This window comes from Mediterraneibacter agrestimuris (assembly GCF_943193195.1).
Classification (GTDB): Bacteria; Bacillota; Clostridia; order Lachnospirales; family Lachnospiraceae; genus Schaedlerella; species Schaedlerella agrestimuris.
The window spans coordinates 1-16,616 of sequence record NZ_CALPDG010000006.1 but is presented as its reverse complement, the minus strand read 5'-3'; the positions used below and the strand labels follow the sequence as shown (position 1 = coordinate 16,616).

Genomic DNA, 16,616 nt, shown 5'->3' with positions numbered 1-16,616 from the left:
AGAAAAATCGGTAATGAAATACTGAAAAAAATAGAGATTTATATGTAAAATGTGAAAAAAATCTAATTTCACTATGAAAAGAGGGTGAATTTTTTCAGTAGTATGTCCAGACACAGAAATGGTAGGATAAGACCAGTAAACGAGCAGTGTAAGGAGGTAGGAAAATGAAAAAGAGTAAAGCTGCTGCGAAAAGTCAACCGCTCCCGAAGGCGAAGGATAAAAGGGGACTACAGTATTTTCTGTGGATTGTTCCATTTTTGATACTGGTATTTCTGTTCTCGTATTTTCCATTACATGGGTGGATATATGCCTTTTTTGACTATAAACCGCCAAGAAGCCTGAGCGATTGTGATTTTGTGGGGCTACAGTGGTTTCAGATGTTGTTTACAAACAAAACACAGGTGTCTCAGTTGATTCAGGTTATGAAGAATACATTTGCGATGAGTCTTCTCGGAATTGCAACGTCTATTCTTCCCGTAGCATTTGCAATCTTCTTAAACGAGATTAAATGCAAATGGTTCAAAACCTTTGTTCAGACGTTTACAACATTGCCAAACTTTATAAGCTGGGTGCTTGTATATTCTGTAGCATTTAGTTTGTTTTCTTCAACAGGTATGGTAAATGGATTTTTGGAAAATATGGGAATTATCACAGATCCGATTAAGTTTCTGGACAACGATTCGCATACATATCTGTGGATGCTTATGTGGAATACATGGAAGGGGCTCGGATGGGGGGCTATTATGTATCTGGCTTCTATTGCGGGAATTGATCAGGAGCAGTACGAGGCTGCAAGTATTGACGGGGCAAACCGGTTTCAGCTGATGCGGCATATTACGCTTCCGGCATTGATGCCGACATTTTTCATCATGCTGATGCTGGCAATTTCTAACTTCCTGAACAACGGACTGGATCAGTATTTTGTATTCCAGAATTCATTTAATAAAGAACATATTCAGGTATTGGATCTCTATGTTTACAACATCGGTATGACAGGAAGCAGTTATTCTCTGGCAACTGCGATCAGTATGCTAAAGAGTATTGTCAGTGTGGCTCTGCTCACCATTGTAAATTATATATCCAAGAAAACCCGCGGCGAATCTATTGTATAGCAGGGAAAGGAGAAAAAGATGAAAAAGAAAAAACCGACAGCTGCAGATCAGACATTCAATGTGTTTAATTATCTTTTGTTTGGAATTTTTACATTGATTTGTATCTACCCTTTCTACTATATGGTAATTAACACGATAAGCGCAAATGACTTAAGCGCGGCGGGAAGCATCAATTTCCTTCCGAAAGGGCTTCACATGGACAACTACAAGGCGCTGCTTGAAATCAAGGGCCTGGGATCCGCAGCGCTCGTATCCATTGGAAAGACTGTGATCGGTACGGTACTGACTGTGCTGTCCTCAGCATTTCTGGGATTTATGTTTACACAGGATAAGATGTGGAAACGGAAATTTTGGTATCGTTTTGTTGTTATTACAATGTATTTCAATGCCGGGCTGATTCCTATGTTCCTGACGATGAAGAATCTGCATTTGACCAATACCTTCTGGGTATATGTCATTCCGACTATTGTACAGCCGTTTAACATTATTCTTGTGAAGACATATGTAGAATCTCTGCCGAAGGCATTACAGGAAGCGGCAGAAATAGACGGAGCAGGAATTTTCAAAGTATTTTACAAAGTTGTACTTCCGACGTGTACTCCGATTCTGGCAACTGTAGCAATTTTTTCTGCGGTCAACCAGTGGAACAGCTATCAGGATACTTTGATCTATGTAACAGAACAGAAATTGTATTCTCTGCAGTATTTGCTGTATACTTATATCAATCAGGCAAGCTCACTTGCCGCGATGGTGAAGAATTCAGGGACAGCAGCCGTCAGTGCGGCAGCTCTGGCAACGCAGCAGACAGGAACTTCTATCCGTATGACAGTATCGGTCATTGTAGTACTTCCGATTTTGTGTATTTATCCGATGTTCCAGAGGTTCTTTGTCAAGGGTATCATGATTGGTTCAGTAAAAGGCTGATTTTGCAGAGTAAATAAAGAAAAAGAGGAGAAGATTATGAAAAAAAGAGTATTGAGCGTATTGTTGTGTATGGCAATGATGTCAACTGTGCTGACAGGATGCGGCGGAGATGACAAAAAAACGGCGGACAAAGGTTCTAAGGACGGAAATTACGAAGAATTTATCACAGTGGATGTATTTGACCAGTTTGCAAATTATCAGGGACTTCAGAGCGGCTGGTTTGCAAAGATCGTCAAAGATAAATTCAATATGGAACTGAATATTATCGCGCCTAATGTTGCAGGCGGCGGAGATACTCTGTATCAGACGCGTTCGGCAGCCGGAGACTTAGGAGACCTGGTATTGGTTGATACAAGAAACGGTGTATTGAATGACCTTGTAGAGTCAGGACTGATCATGGACTGTACAGATCTGATGGAAGGCAAGGATATCATTGCAAACTATGGTGATGCAATTGAGGGAACAAGTGCGCTTGTTTCCGAAGAGGGAATGTGGGCATTTCCGAACATGGTTTCCTCTAATGCTGCAACTTCTTCAAGTGAGGCTCTTGAACCAACTTTCGGACCATATATCCGTTGGGACTATTATGCAGAATTAGGATATCCGGAAATGGCCGATATGTCCGCATTTCTGGATGTACTTGAGGATATGCAGACTCTGGCAAGGGAGAAGGAAGGCGCAAGTGATATTTATGCAATCTCTTTGTTCAAAGATTGGGACGACAATATGATGAATAATGCGAAACAGCCGGCTTGTATGTATGGATTTGATGAGGTTGGATTCGTACTGGCAAAGGCAGATGGATCGGATTATCAGAGTGTTGTTGAAGAGGATTCTGTTTACGCCGACGTTCTTGAATTTTTCTATGAAGCGAACCAGAGGGGGCTTGTAGATCCGGATTCCACAACACAGAATTATGATACATGGACCACAAAATATAAAAACGGAAAAACACTGTACTGCCCGTGGCCGTGGGTTGGACAGAACATGTATAACACAGCAGAGCATAAGGCAGAAGGAAAAGGACTTATGCTTGCACCGGTTAAGGATATGCAGATCTTTTCTTATGGATGCTGCCCATTGGGCAACACACAGCGGGTGATCGCAATCGGAAGCCAGGCAGAAGATCCGCAGAGAATGGCAGACTTTATCGACTGGCTGTATTCTCCGGAAGGCGTAGAATTGAATCAGCAGTCAAATAACTGTGCAGGTCCGGAAGGACTTACATGGGAAATGGTTGACGGCAAACCGGTGAAGACAGAGTTTGGTGAAAAAGCCCTTCCTATGAATGAAGTAGATGTTCCGGAAGAATGGGGCGGCGGAAACTGGAAAGACGGTATCTCAACACTGAGCTTTGAGGCTGTTGCACGTACTGACATCAATCCTAAAACGGGTGAGACATACGACTGGTCTATGTGGGAGTCTACTATTGCAAACGTAACATCTCCATTGGAAGAGGACTGGAGGGAGCACATGGACGCAAGCACAACAATGGAGTATCTTGAAAACAACGATATGATTTTGGTTGCGCCGGGTTCTGCATATACAACACCAGAAGAAGGCTCTAATATTACAACCGTACGCGGACAGTGCAAGGCAGCAGTCATCGACAACTCATGGAAAATGATCTTTGCAAAAGATCAGTCAGAATTTGACAAGTATATGACAGAGATGAGAGACACAGCAAAGGGTCTTGGAATTGAAGAAGTTCTGGAAGTAGATATGAAGAATGCAAAAGATCAGGATGCTGCCAGAAAGGAATCAGCAAAACAGTTTCCGACAGCTAAAAATGTTGAGGAATAGTTTGTAAACGCTGCATGACTCAAAACAGTTCACTGGACTGTTTTATCGCATGCTTGGCAACAACAAAGGCATATGTCTGTTCGGAAGAACCGGCATATGCCTTTGTTACTTCATCATAGCTGGGGACTTTTGACCTCGGCATCATGATATTAAGCAAAACTAAAGCGTGTTTTATGAAAAGGTGAGGCAACGTGAAGGAGGGAATGAAATATGAGATATAGTGACAGGGCAGGGAAAATCGTATACGGCGGGGATTATAATCCGGAACAGTGGCCGGAGGAAATCTGGCAAGAAGATATGATCCTGCTGAAAGAGGCAAATGTGGATATTCTGACACTGAATGTCTTTAGCTGGGCGGCATTGCAGCCTTCCGAAGAAGAATATGATTTTAGTAAGCTGGATAGGATTATGAAACTGGTGAAGGAGAACGGATTTTATGTCTGCCTTGCAACATCGACAGGGGCACATCCGGCATGGATGGCAAAGAAATATCCGGATATCTTGAGGACAGAATTTAATGGTATGAAGCGGAAATTTGGAGGAAGGCACAATTCTTGTCCCAATAGTCCGACATATGAAAAGTATTCTGTCCGGCTGGCTGCAAAAATAGCAGAGCGATATAAAGATTATAACAATATTGTGGCATGGCATATTTCAAATGAATATGGGGGAGAGTGCTATTGTGAAAATTGCGAGAAGGTATTCCGCGTCTGGCTGAAGCAAAAATATAAGACTGTTGAAAATTTGAATTATGCCTGGAATACAGCGTTCTGGGGGCATACGTTTTATGAGTGGGATGAGATTGTACTGCCGAATCTGCTGAGCGAACATTTTGAACAGAACCGCAGCCAGTTCCAGGGGATTACAGTGGACTATAAGCGGTTCAACTCTGAGAGTATCTTGAAATGCTACCAAAGAGAGTATGAGGTAATTAAGACTATTACACCGGATATTCCGGTCACAACAAATCTGATGGGATTCTACAAAGAGTTGGATTACAAAATGTGGGCGAAATATATGGATGTTGTTTCATGGGATAACTATCCGTCCAATCAGGATACGCCTGCACAGATTGCTATGAGCCATGATCTGATGCGCGGGATCGGAGGAGGAAAACCATTTCTTTTGATGGAACAGACGCCGAGTGTGACAAACTGGCTGCCGTATAATGCATTAAAGCGTCCGGGAGTTATGCGTTTATGGAGTTATCAGGCTGTTGCACATGGTTCGGATTCTATTATGTTCTTTCAGATGAGGCGTACCGCAGGTGCCTGTGAAAAGCTGCACGGGGCGGTAATTGACCATGTGGGAACGAATGAAACAAGAGTGTTCCGGGAAGTGAAGGCACTGGGAGAAGAGCTAAAGACATTGGGGGATCAGACATTGGGGGCAGTGACAGAAGCAGACGCCGCTATTTATTTTGATTGGGATAACTGGTGGGCTGTTGAGAGCTCAGCAGGCCCCAGTTGTGATTTGAAATATAAGGATGAGATATACAACTATTATCAGGCTTTGTATCACTTAAATGTTCCGCTGGATATTGTAGGACCGGAGGATGACTTGAGCAAGTATAAGGTGCTTATTGCACCGGTCCTCTATATGGTCAAGAATGGATATGACGAGAAAATACGTGTATTTGTAAAAAACGGAGGTACCTTTGTGACCACTTTTTTCAGTGGTATTGCTGATGAATATGATTTGATCATTACAGGCGGTTATCCGGGGAAATTGCGGGATATTTTGGGAATCTGGGTGGAAGAGTGTGATGCGCTGCCGCCGCATATGGAAAACCATTTTACTTATCAGGGCAAACAGTATCCGGCAAGGCTGATCTGCGATCTGAGTCATACGGAAGGCGCGGAAACAGTCAGTGTTTATGAGGAGGATTTCTATGCACAGATGCCGGCTGTCACAAAAAATACATTTGGCAAGGGTCATGCCTATTATGTAGCGACTCGCTCTGATGAAGAATTTTACCGGGCTTTTTTGGCAGATGTGTGTAGGGAATGTGGCATAGAAGGGCTTATTGTACCGCAAGAGGGACTGGAAGTAACCATGCGTGAAAATGAGAATGGCAGATTTCTGTTTTTATTAAATCATACCGATAAGACGTTGGAAATCAAAGTTAACCAAGCAGGAAGCGGATTGATTGAAAGAATAGAATACAGAGCAGGTGACGTGGCAGAGCTTCCCGCCAAAGGCGTGCAGATTATCAGATTATATAAATAATTGATTACTATAGGAACAGAGGAAATGGAGAAAATAATGACATTGGAAAAGGAGCAGGAATATTTACAGGAAATTAAAAGAGTAATTGCAGAAGGACCATATGATGCAGATTGGAATTCACTGTCTCAGTTTACAGTACCTGAGTGGTTTTCCAAGGCGAAATTCGGAATTTTTATTCACTGGGGATTATACAGCATCGCAGCTCACAACAATGAGTGGTATTCCAGAAATATGTACATACAGGAGAAGGAAGAATGGGAATATCACAGAAAGATGTTCGGAGAGCATAGTAAATTCGGCTATAAAGATTTTATTCCCTTGTTTACAGCAGAGAAATTTGATCCGGACGAGTGGGTGAAAGTATTCAAAGAAGCAGGGGCAAAATATATTTTTCCGGTGGCGGAGCATCACGATGGTTTTCAGATGTACAGGAGTGACGTATCAAAGTATAATGCATGGGACATGGGGCCTGGGAGAGATCTGCTGGGAGAGCTGAAAGATGCGGCGATGAAGGAAAAGCTGGTGTTCTGCACTTCATCCCACCGGGCAGAGCACTGGTTTTTTATGGGACATGGAAAGGAATTTGACAGTGATATCAAAGAGCCGTTAAAACGCGGGGATTTCTATTGGCCGGCAATGCCGGAACCAGATCCGCAGGCATTACAGAGCGAGCCGTATCCAACGGAAGAATTTCTGACAGACTGGCTTATTCGGACTTGTGAGATTATTGACAGATATCAGCCGTCGCTTTTGTATTTTGACTGGTGGATACAGCACGAGGCATTCAAAGAAGTATTGAAAAAGCTGACGGCATACTATTATAACCGGGGAGAACAGTGGGGAAAGAAAGTGGCAATCTGTTACAAACACGATGCCATGATGTTCGGCAGTGGTATTGTGGAGGTAGAACGAGGCGCTCTGGCAGAGCCGAAGCCTTTTCACTGGCAGACAGATACGGCGATAGCTAAAAATTCATGGTGTTACACCGATACACTGGAGTACAAGACCAGCCGCCAGATTATTTGTAATTTTATCGAAATCATCAGTAAAAACGGAAATATGCTGTTGAATGTAGGACCGAAGGGCGATGGCGAAATACCTATGGAAGACAGAAAAATCCTACGGGAGATCGGAGACTGGATGCACAAAAACGAGGCTGCAGTCTTTGGCAGCAGACCGTGGCGGAAGACGGCTGAGGGAAGTGTCCGTGTATCCGAGGGGCAGTTTACAGACAACGAAGAACTTCCTTACACGAAAGAGGATATTCGTTTTACAGCAAATGGAGACAGCATTTATGCATTTGTAATGAATTTTCCGAGAGATGGTCAGGTGACGATACAGTCGTTGGCAGACTCTGATGATCAGAACATACCGAATTTTCACGGACTGATTCAGAAAGTAAGTGTGTTGGGATTTGACACGGAAGTGACATATGAAAAGGATGCAAAGGGTCTTCATGTCAGGGCAGAAGGTGTGGATACAGAATATCCGGTAGTTTTTCGGATACAGGTAAAGTAAAAAGTGGGGAAATGTAAATGAAAACAATATTATTTTATGGAGACAGTATAACAGACGGCAATCGTTATAAGGACGAGAAGGACAGAGAGGATCTGAACCACCAGATGGGGCACAGCTATGCTTATATTATCAACGCTCTGCTGGGAAGCAAATATCCGGAGAAGAATCTGCATTTTATAAACAGGGGAATTTCCGGCAATCGTATCATTGAACTTTATGGAAGGATCTATGAAGATGTGATAGCATGGAAACCAAATGTGGTCAGTATTCTCGTAGGAGTAAACGATGGTCCTCAGGCAGAGCATGCCCGGCATGCAACGGGAAGAGAAGCATACGGGATCATTTATCGTATGATGCTGAAAGAAATCAGGACGGCGCTGCCGGAGGTGCAGTTTGTTATATGTGAGCCGTTTATCGGGCAGCATGGTCCGGTTTATGATAACGATTATGAATTGTGGCATCATTGTATACAAGAATATCAGAAAGAGACAAGGCAGATAGCAGAAGAATTTGGGGCAGTGTTTGTACCTCTTCAGGAGTGTTTTGAACAGGCATGTGAGAATCAGGATACGGCATACTGGATCTGGGACGGGGTACATCCCACCGAGAATGGTCATGGGCTGATTGCAGAACAGTGGTTAAAGGCAGCAGGTCATATAGTCCTTGGTGAGAAATATTTATCACATGAAGAAGTGAGGGGAAAACAGAATGAGATTTACAAAATATAATTCCATGAATGACATATTGGCTTATCCGGATATGGCGCAGTATCTGAAGGTGTTTTATTCGGAATATCTGCTATCCATGTTTCCGAAGGAGTATTATGGAGAACCTTTTATGCTGGCACAGCAGTTTGGAGAGACGCCATGGGATGAACCCTTTTCAAATGTAGTTGATCAGCTTTTGGATGCGGTTAATCTAGTTCTGGATATCCGGGAAAATCATACGAGACGATGTATTTCACTCTGGAATCCGTCAGAGGACTGGGTGTTGGGGAATGACAGTAAGAGTGAGAAACGTGGTGTTTTTTTGGTTGCACGCAATGAGTTGAAAGTGACGGATAAAAAGCCCGCAGTTATTATCTGCCCGGGCGGCGGCTATGAAAATGTATGCTTCAGTGGAGAGGGAACTCCGGTCATGCACTTCATGGAGGCACAGGGATACCGGGCGTTTATATTGAAATACCGGGTGGCTCCGGCAGCGTATCCCGAGCCTCAGGAGGATTTGGCGGAGGCGCTTCGACTTGTGAGAGAACACGCAAATGAGCTGGGCGTGGATTCAGAGAATGTGATGACCATGGGGTTCTCAGCAGGAGGACATCTCTGCGCTTCAGAAGCGGCGCTCTATGAGGGGGCGGCAAAGCCGGACAAAATCTGTCTGGGTTATCCGGTCATCAGCTTTGTAAAAGAAGCCCATGAGGGCAGTGCGGTGAATCTGACCAAAGGGGATCGAAAGCTTATGCTGGAATTGTCTGTAGAATATATGGTGACAAAGAAGTATCCGCCGAGTTTTGTGTGGACTTGTGCAGATGACGACTGTGTGCCGCCATCCAATACAGTCAGAATGGGCGAGGCGCTTAAGAAGGCAGATGTGCCAAGTGATACATATGTATATCCGACCGGCGGCCACGGATGTGCACTGGCATTTTCAAAATCTGCCTATCCGTGGAGCCGTGCCATGATTGAATTTATGGACAGAGATTTTTCCGGTACTCAGCAGGACTAGTACCCACGTGTTTTTTAAACTTTTTATGGAAGTAATCCACATTGCTGTAACCTACCTGCTTGGCAATTTCATAGACCTTCAGGCGGTCTTGTCCCAGCAGCTTTTTGGCTTCCTCGATGCGGATTTGATCTACATAGGAAGTGAAGTTGATGCCGACCCGTTTGTTAAATATCTTTCCCAGATAGGAACTGTTGTATCCAAACAGAGGCGCGATGGTTTCCAGCTTTAAATTTTCCTGATAGTTGTGGTGGATGTAGTACAGAACCTCATCCATTACATTTTCACCGGAAGAATATCCTACGGAGTGGAGCCACATATCAAATTGTTCTGCGAGAAATGTGATAATTTCGTAGAGATAATATTTGCGTTCCAGCAAATCAATTGCCGCAGCATTTGCCGGGAACGGAATATCCACGTCCGGATACAGATGCATAATTTTCTGTTTGACCAGAATATAAAGGTCAATGAGAAAATGCTTAATGTTGGCAATATCTGTGTTCAGGGATACAAGGTATGTATTTAATTCACGCAGCGTTTCCGTAATGAGCGTCTGATTATGAGACTGAATGTAGTTTAAAAATCGTTCAGCATAGTCAGGCGCTGTATTTTGAGTAAGGGCGGAGGCGGTCAAGTTCTGATATTTCTTCAGAAGTTCCTCATAGCCAATGATATGTTGGTTCTCCTCACAGAAAAAGCGCCGTTCCGATAACTGGCAGATGTCCTGATAGGAGAGATAAATATCCTGTATCCGGGAGACTTTCTGTCCATAAGCGAGAAATACCGAATCGAAAGGAGAACCTTTCTGCGGTTTTAGCTGATAATGAGCAAGCAGGTTCTCAAATTTGGAAATCGCAAAGTCGCCTTTCAGCAAAATAATCTTGCGCCGGTCTAGCTCTAATAAGTCGAAAGTATTGTTATCTTGATTTGATACACGCATTAAATCCGCAAAATTCCATGTCTGATAAAAGAATTCCTGATTATAATTCTCATAGGAGACAACTTGATAAATATTGGCATTCAGGTGCAAGTCATCTAAATCCAACTTATAATAGTCACATGTGTTGAGCAGAATTTCCTGCAAAATACTTTGCTTAGCCTTGTCACGATATTCTTTATAGAAGATCTGGTTTTTTTCTTCTGAAAGAATCAGTTCCCGGACAGTGGTTACAGCCTGTTTCAGTTCATCTTCGTCAATTGGTTTGGTCAGGTAAAAATCAACACCATAGCGCATGGCGGTCTGTGCCAGTTTGAAATCTGTGACACCGCTTAATATGATGAATTTGCCGGTGTAGCCCTGTTCTACGGCAGCCTGTACAACTTCAATTCCATTCATCTTCGGCATTCGGATATCCAAAAGGCAGAGATCCGGATTCAGGCTTAAGATTTTTTCAAGGGCATCGGCACCGTTAGAAGACGTGCCACAGATTGAAAACCCGAGACCGTGCCAGTCGATGATATATTTTAATCCCTCCAGAACAACTCGTTCATCATCTGCAATCAATACATTCATTTTACTTCCTCCGTCAGATTTAATAATGGAACGGTCAGTGTAATCAAAGTTCCCTCTCCCGGCCGGCTTTTGATATTCAGACCGTACTCCTCGCCGTAGAAGAGATGGACGCGGTTGTTGATATTGTATAGACCGACTCCATGTTCTGCTTCATTTTGCGGGACGTCCAGATGAGCAATGACATCTGCAAGCTTTTCCGCTGTCATACCGCATCCATTGTCGTATACTTCGGCCATAAGAAGGTCATCTGAAGTGATGTATAGTCTGAAGCGGATATGCCCGTCCTTTTCTGTATCGGCAAGACCGTGAGAGATTGCATTTTCCACAAGAGGCTGAATCAAAAGCGGGAGAATCCGGTATGCTTTTAAATCTAGTTTATTATCAATTTCGATAGTGTAATCCATTTGTTCTTCAAAACGCAGCTTCTGTATCTGCAGATAGGAAGAGATATAGTCAATTTCCTTATCCAGTGTAGTTGCCGTGGACTTGGTATTGTCCAGCACATAGCGCATGGATTTGCCGAGGAGTTTGATTGCTTTGGCTACGTCCCTATCCCCGTTGGCAAATGCTTTCATACGGATCATCTCCAGTGTGTTATAGAGAAAATGAGGGTTGATCTGGTTTGCCAACAGTTTTAACTCCATCTGCTGCTGCTGGTTAGACAGTTCCTGTTCTTTGATCTGAGCTTCATAAATCTGAGCTTCTGTTTCTTTTAGCTTTTCAATCATGACCTTCAAATCTCGGAATGTGGCGCTTAATTCATCATCGCCCTGAATACTGTTTACAATTTCATAGTCATTGTGTGAGACCTTGTACATAGCAAGGCGGAGAGTCTGGATTCTTGCGCTGAAATAGGTGGTATACAGGTAAATCAACAGTGCAGACACAGCCAGTACAGATATCCCTATCAATAGAAATGCAAGCTCTATCTTTTGCAGGTAGGGAATTGCCATTGGGTCTATCACCAGAATCTTGAATTGATCCTTTGTGGAATAGGACTGGAAAGTCTGTATGGCAGCCATTGTCATTGCCCCATTTAACTCCATCTTCCCGGCTTCATCATAAAAGCGGGAGGGGGCGTTGATCACAACCGGGAATTCATTTCCGGCATAGTTCCGTGAACTGCTTAAGAAGACTGGATCTTCATTCACAGAGATGTATACCTCATAATCTCCCGTCCGGAATAGATTCCGAAGGTGGTTGTTGGAAACTGTCATCACCAGAAATGCCTCGGAATCAATCTGGGGAAGTGGGATCCGACAGTAGTAATTTAGTGTCCATGATTCAGGACTGGAGTTGGAAACGGAAGTATAGAGGTTGCTTTTCCAGAAATTGTTCCTCTGGGAAATAGCTTTTTGATACCATTCTTCGGACTCTGTTTCCGCTGTGATCGGATAAAAATGGCTGTAGTTTTTAGTTAGAGGCATTTTGTCACAATGGATATATAAACGCATATCAGTCAATGCTGTCTGATTTTTCATAATACTGTCAAAAGTATCGTAACTAGTCAGAGCTTCCTGGGCAGAGTCTTCATCCGTATAAGTCTGAGACAGGAGACTTTGCAAGGAGTCATCCCATGCTACAGCCTCATAGGTCTCGTTCAGAGAAAGGGTTGTTGCAACGAGGACGGAGCGGAACTGAAATGCCTTGGATTCAGTCAGGCTTGTATAATTCTCAGTAATCTGCTTATTTGATATAAAGTAAATGGTAAGACTTAAGATCAGAACCGGAAGCAAAATGATGAAGAAATATAATGTCATCAGTTGTCTGCCTACTTTTTGTTTTGAAAAGAATCGTAAATAAAGTTTGTTAAAGTGCATCAGGAAACTCCTTTTATAATCAGCATCAATTGTCTGTCCGATAAAAATCTTTCGCCGGATATAGTTTTATTATATTTAAATGTGGGTAAAAAAACAATAAAAACTCTGAAAAGAGGGGTATTTTCGTTCCGAAACGTGTGGTATTTTTTCTAAGCTGATTTTTTTATAATGAAAACGTATAAAAGGAAAATTATTTATTTCATAAAGACATAGGAGGACTTAGAATCATGAAATTTCACAACGGATGCTGGTTATTTAAAGAAGGAATTGAATGTTTTTCCCCACAGCATGTATATGAGGTGAGAAAAGGTGATGAAGAGGTAACATTGGCTGCACCCACAAGCCGGATCGAAAAAAAAGGAGATACTCTCGGAGGGATCAGCCTGACGGTGAAGATTTCAGCCCCCATGCCAAACGTTATCAGGGTGCAGACGTTTCATCATAGGGGTGTTATGGAAAAAGCACCGGAATTTGAATTGGAGCTGTTTCAAAAAGGGGCGCTGGAAATGATAGAAGAGGAGAGATTTCTGACAGTCAGAAGCGGGCGTTTGAGTCTCGTGATCGATAAAGAAAATTGGTCTATGCGCTATGAAAGAGACGGGGAACTGCTGACGAAAAGTCTTGGGAGAGATTTGGCATATCTGAAAGAGGATTGGAAGGGCTTTGCTTATGACAGTGGCGGTAATGCTTATATGAGACAGCAGCTTGGACTTTCTGTAGATGAACTGATCTACGGTCTTGGCGAGCGTTTTTCACCATTTGTGAGAAATGGACAGTCCGTAGAAATCTGGAATGAAGACGGAGGAACCAGTACAGACCAGTCTTACAAAAATATACCATTTTATCTGTCAAACCGCGGCTATGGTGTCTTTGTGAATCATCCGGAAAAGGTAGAATTTGAAGTTGCGACAGAGCAGGTGTCCAAAGTAGGATTTAGTGTAAAGGGAGAAAGGTTGGATTATTTCTTTATTGATGGACCAACGATGAAAGATGTTCTGATGCGTTATACAGATATTACCGGAAAGCCGGCGCTGCCTCCGCAGTGGACCTTTGGCCTGTGGCTGTCAACTTCCTTTACAACGGATTATGATGAGAAAACTGTTATGAGCTTTATTGACGGGATGCAAGAGAGAGGGATTCCCCTTAGTGTGTTCCATTTTGACTGCTGCTGGATGCGGGAGTTCCATTGGACAGATTTTGTCTGGGATGAGCGTGTATTCCCGGATCCGAAAGGAATGCTTGAGAGGATTAAGGCAAAGGGGCTGAAGGTTTGCGTATGGATTAATTCCTATATCGGACAGGAATCTATCTTGTTTGAAGAAGGCAGGAAGAAAGGTTATTTTCTGAAACGTCCGAACGGTGATGTATGGCAGTGGGATATGTGGCAGCCCGGTTTGGCGATCGTTGACTTTACTAATCCGGAAGCAGTAAGGTGGTATCAGACAAAACTGGAAGAACTGCTGGATATGGGAGTGGATTGTTTTAAAACTGATTTTGGAGAACGGATTCCAACGGATGCAGTGTATTATAATGAGGCTGATCCGGAGAAAATGCATAACTTTTATACATATCTTTATAACAAAGCAGTATATGAAGTAATTGAGAGAAAACGCGGTAAAGAAGAAGCAGTGCTTTTTGCAAGGTCTGCAACTGTGGGCGGTCAGAAATTCCCGGTACACTGGGGCGGTGACTGTTGGTCTGATTATGAATCTATGAGTGAGAGCCTGCGGGGCGGACTGTCTTTGACAAGCAGCGGTTTTGGGTATTGGAGTCATGATATAGGAGGCTTTGAAAGCCAGTCCACGCCAGATGTATATAAAAGATGGGCAGCATTTGGATTGTTGTCTTCCCACAGCCGTCTGCATGGAAGTACTTCCTACCGTGTGCCGTGGATTTATGATGAAGAGGCTGTGGACGTGGTAAGATATTTTACAAGATTGAAGTTGGAATTACTTCCTTATCTGTACAGCAGTGCAGTTGACACTTCCAGGACAGGTGTGCCGATGATGAGAAGTATGGCGATTGAATTCGAGACAGACAGAAACTGCCGCTATCTGGACAGACAGTATATGATGGGAGACGCTTTGCTTGTAGCGCCGATCTTCAATGAAAAAGGCATTGCAGAATATTATCTTCCGGAGGGAACATGGACCAATTATCTAACGGGCGAAACAGTGTGGGGCGGTACATGGAGAAAAGAGATTCATGATTATCTGTCTATTCCGCTTTGGGTAAAAGAAAACAGCATTGTAGCTTCAGGAATCGAATACGATACGATAGATTATACATTTGCGGACAATCTGGAGTTGAAGGTATTCGGACTGACGGACAAAGCAGAAACATGTGTATATCAGGCAGAAAAAGAAGTGCTGACAGCTTCTTTTGTAAATGAGGGCAGCAAGATTACCGGAAAGGTGACAGCCGGAGCTAAGATCCGGTTTGTCAATTGCATTGTTAAATCTGTACAGGGAGCCAAAATGGAACTTGACGGAGAGGACACAGTTGTGACTGTGGAAGAAAGAGGAACTACATTTATATGTGAGATGGAATAGGTATGACTGCCATGAAAGCAGACTGCAAAAATGTGTGAGGTGAAAAACAGATGAAATTGAGAAGACAGGCAGAAGAGTTACTTGGGAAGCTGACTTTAGATGAAAAGATCGGAATGATTCATGGTGCGCAGTTATTTCAGACAGCGGGAGTCCCGCGGCTTGGAATTTTGCCGATAAAATTCTCCGACGGACCTATGGGGGTCCGTCAGGAGTTTGAGGCATCAAAATGGCAGACGGTCGGACATTCCGATGATTATGTGACTTATCTTCCGTGCAACAGTGCATTGGCTTCTACATGGAATCGCCAGCTTGCGAAAGAGACGGGATGTGTACTTGGCGAAGAGGCAAGAGGACGTGGAAAAGACGTTATCTTAGGACCCGGAGTCAACATTAAGAGAAGTCCTCTTTGTGGAAGGAACTTTGAGTATTTCAGCGAGGATCCTTATCTGACTAAGGAACTTGCTATACCTTATATACAAGGTGTGCAGGAATGGGATGTGGCGGCTTGTGTGAAGCATTTTGCAGCCAATAATCAGGAGACAGAACGTCTTTGGGTGGATGTGGAAGTGGATGAGCATGCTCTGCGGGAAATTTATCTTCCGGTATTTTATGATGCAGTCAAAAAGGGTGGTGTCTATACTATGATGGGAGCTTACAATTTACTGTATGGAGAACACTGTTGTCAGAGTGAATATCTGTTGAATGATATTCTGCGGAAAGAATGGGGATACGACGGTGTTGTCGTATCCGATTGGGGAGCTGTCCATGATACGGAAAAGGCGGCGGCTTCTCAGTTGGATATTGAGATGTCCGTAACCGATAATTTTGATAAGTATTTTATGGCAGATCCATTGAAAGAAAAGATAGAAAAGGGAGAAATCAAAGAATCAGCAGTAGACGAGAAAGTGGTACGAATTCTGATGCTGATGATAAAGCTGCATATGATGGATGGCACAAGAAAGAGCGGAGCTTATAACACGCCGGAACATCGGCAGAAAACACTGGAAACGGCAAGGGAATCTATTATCCTGAATTATTCACGCTGGCGGTACCAATTATGGAAAAACCCGTATAGTTACTGTGTTTTCAACCGCTTTACATTTTCACTTAGTAGGTGAAACTATTTTTGGTTAAAAAAGAGTTTCAGATTTGCTATAATTATGTTGGACCTCAACCATACATAAATTCTGCAAAGGAGAAACTCTATGCATAGTTTAAAGGATATCCAGCTTAAATGCAATAAGCAGTTTATAGTAAATTTTGACGGAGGTGAACTCTCTTCCGATGGCGGGCTTCTTATGATGAAGGAATTCCTCCATGTTCTTGGCTTTGAAAAACTCTTGAAGGCCAGTTTCAAGACCAATGACCCTGCTTCATTCCGCATCCATAAAGATGATGAAAACCTGCTCCAGATGCTCTGCCA

The 16,616-nt window shown here is 43.2% G+C and carries 12 protein-coding genes; 10 read left to right on the top strand and 2 right to left on the bottom strand.

The annotated features are described in order from the left end of the window. Nucleotides 1-164: 164 nt before the first annotated feature. The 7 genes from NFS18_RS04805 to NFS18_RS04775 all read left to right on the top strand — a co-directional run bounded on the left by NFS18_RS04805 (nucleotide 165) and on the right by NFS18_RS04775 (nucleotide 9,311). Nucleotides 165-1,112 (top strand): ABC transporter permease, encoded by a 948-nt coding sequence (locus NFS18_RS04805; protein WP_251388500.1) that lies wholly within the window; start codon nucleotides 165-167, stop codon nucleotides 1,110-1,112. A gap of 18 nt (nucleotides 1,113-1,130) precedes the next feature. Beyond that, on the top strand, nucleotides 1,131-2,036 hold the full coding sequence (locus tag NFS18_RS04800; RefSeq protein ID WP_251388498.1) for a carbohydrate ABC transporter permease: 906 nt from the start codon (nucleotides 1,131-1,133) through the stop codon (nucleotides 2,034-2,036). Between the two features lie 36 nt (nucleotides 2,037-2,072). Then, nucleotides 2,073-3,839 (top strand): type 2 periplasmic-binding domain-containing protein, encoded by a 1,767-nt coding sequence (locus NFS18_RS04795; RefSeq protein WP_251388496.1) that lies wholly within the window; start codon nucleotides 2,073-2,075, stop codon nucleotides 3,837-3,839. A 210-nt stretch (nucleotides 3,840-4,049) separates the two neighbouring features. Continuing rightward, nucleotides 4,050-6,068, top strand: coding sequence for a beta-galactosidase (locus NFS18_RS04790; RefSeq protein ID WP_251388494.1), 2,019 nt, complete (start codon nucleotides 4,050-4,052; stop codon nucleotides 6,066-6,068). 24 nt (nucleotides 6,069-6,092) lie between these two features. Next, entirely contained in the window at nucleotides 6,093-7,586 is a 1,494-nt protein-coding gene (locus tag NFS18_RS04785; RefSeq protein WP_251388491.1) for an alpha-L-fucosidase, read from the top strand. Nucleotides 7,587-7,603: 17 nt separating this feature from the next. Further along, nucleotides 7,604-8,314: an SGNH/GDSL hydrolase family protein gene (locus tag NFS18_RS04780; RefSeq protein WP_251388489.1), complete on the top strand. Its 711-nt coding sequence runs from the start codon at nucleotides 7,604-7,606 to the stop codon at nucleotides 8,312-8,314. Further along, nucleotides 8,295-9,311, top strand: a complete 1,017-nt coding sequence (locus tag NFS18_RS04775; protein ID WP_251388487.1) for an alpha/beta hydrolase — start codon at nucleotides 8,295-8,297, stop codon at nucleotides 9,309-9,311. Before NFS18_RS04780 ends, NFS18_RS04775 begins: the two co-directional genes overlap by 20 nt. On the opposite strand, the gene NFS18_RS04770 is transcribed toward NFS18_RS04775, so the two are convergent. Together NFS18_RS04770 and NFS18_RS04765 are read right to left on the bottom strand one after the other, a co-directional pair. Beyond that, nucleotides 9,274-10,821 carry a response regulator transcription factor gene (locus tag NFS18_RS04770; protein WP_251388484.1) on the bottom strand — a complete coding sequence of 516 codons (1,548 nt, stop codon included), beginning with the start codon at nucleotides 10,819-10,821 and terminating at the stop codon, nucleotides 9,274-9,276. The two genes, NFS18_RS04775 and NFS18_RS04770, sit on opposite strands and share 38 nt — an antisense overlap. Then, entirely contained in the window at nucleotides 10,818-12,641 is a 1,824-nt protein-coding gene (locus NFS18_RS04765; protein ID WP_251388482.1) for a sensor histidine kinase, read from the bottom strand. Before NFS18_RS04765 ends, NFS18_RS04770 begins: the two co-directional genes overlap by 4 nt. A 227-nt stretch (nucleotides 12,642-12,868) precedes the next feature. Between NFS18_RS04765 and yicI the strand changes: the two genes are divergently transcribed. The 3 genes from yicI to NFS18_RS04750 all read left to right on the top strand — a co-directional run. Next, nucleotides 12,869-15,193 (top strand): alpha-xylosidase, encoded by a 2,325-nt coding sequence (gene yicI / locus NFS18_RS04760; protein WP_251388481.1) that lies wholly within the window; start codon nucleotides 12,869-12,871, stop codon nucleotides 15,191-15,193. Between the two features lie 50 nt (nucleotides 15,194-15,243). Then, nucleotides 15,244-16,311 carry a glycoside hydrolase family 3 protein gene (locus NFS18_RS04755; protein ID WP_331477514.1) on the top strand — a complete coding sequence of 356 codons (1,068 nt, stop codon included), beginning with the start codon at nucleotides 15,244-15,246 and terminating at the stop codon, nucleotides 16,309-16,311. An 87-nt stretch (nucleotides 16,312-16,398) separates the two neighbouring features. Continuing rightward, nucleotides 16,399-16,616: transposase (locus NFS18_RS04750; protein ID WP_251388479.1), on the top strand; the 218-nt coding region annotated here is incomplete at its 3' end.

Bases quoted from the DNA above. Each gene is read 5' to 3' on its own strand.
- NFS18_RS04775 (WP_251388487.1), top strand. From the start codon at position 8,295: ATGAGATTTACAAAATATAATTCCATGAATGACATATTGGCTTATCCG.
- yicI (WP_251388481.1), top strand. From the start codon at position 12,869: ATGAAATTTCACAACGGATGCTGGTTATTTAAAGAAGGAATTGAATGT.
- NFS18_RS04765 (WP_251388482.1), bottom strand. From the start codon at position 12,641: ATGCACTTTAACAAACTTTATTTACGATTCTTTTCAAAACAAAAAGTA.
- NFS18_RS04755 (WP_331477514.1), top strand. From the start codon at position 15,244: ATGAAATTGAGAAGACAGGCAGAAGAGTTACTTGGGAAGCTGACTTTA.
- NFS18_RS04780 (WP_251388489.1), top strand. From the start codon at position 7,604: ATGAAAACAATATTATTTTATGGAGACAGTATAACAGACGGCAATCGT.
- NFS18_RS04795 (WP_251388496.1), top strand. From the start codon at position 2,073: ATGAAAAAAAGAGTATTGAGCGTATTGTTGTGTATGGCAATGATGTCA.
- NFS18_RS04800 (WP_251388498.1), top strand. From the start codon at position 1,131: ATGAAAAAGAAAAAACCGACAGCTGCAGATCAGACATTCAATGTGTTT.
- NFS18_RS04770 (WP_251388484.1), bottom strand. From the start codon at position 10,821: ATGAATGTATTGATTGCAGATGATGAACGAGTTGTTCTGGAGGGATTA.
- NFS18_RS04805 (WP_251388500.1), top strand. From the start codon at position 165: ATGAAAAAGAGTAAAGCTGCTGCGAAAAGTCAACCGCTCCCGAAGGCG.
- NFS18_RS04790 (WP_251388494.1), top strand. From the start codon at position 4,050: ATGAGATATAGTGACAGGGCAGGGAAAATCGTATACGGCGGGGATTAT.
- NFS18_RS04785 (WP_251388491.1), top strand. From the start codon at position 6,093: ATGGAGAAAATAATGACATTGGAAAAGGAGCAGGAATATTTACAGGAA.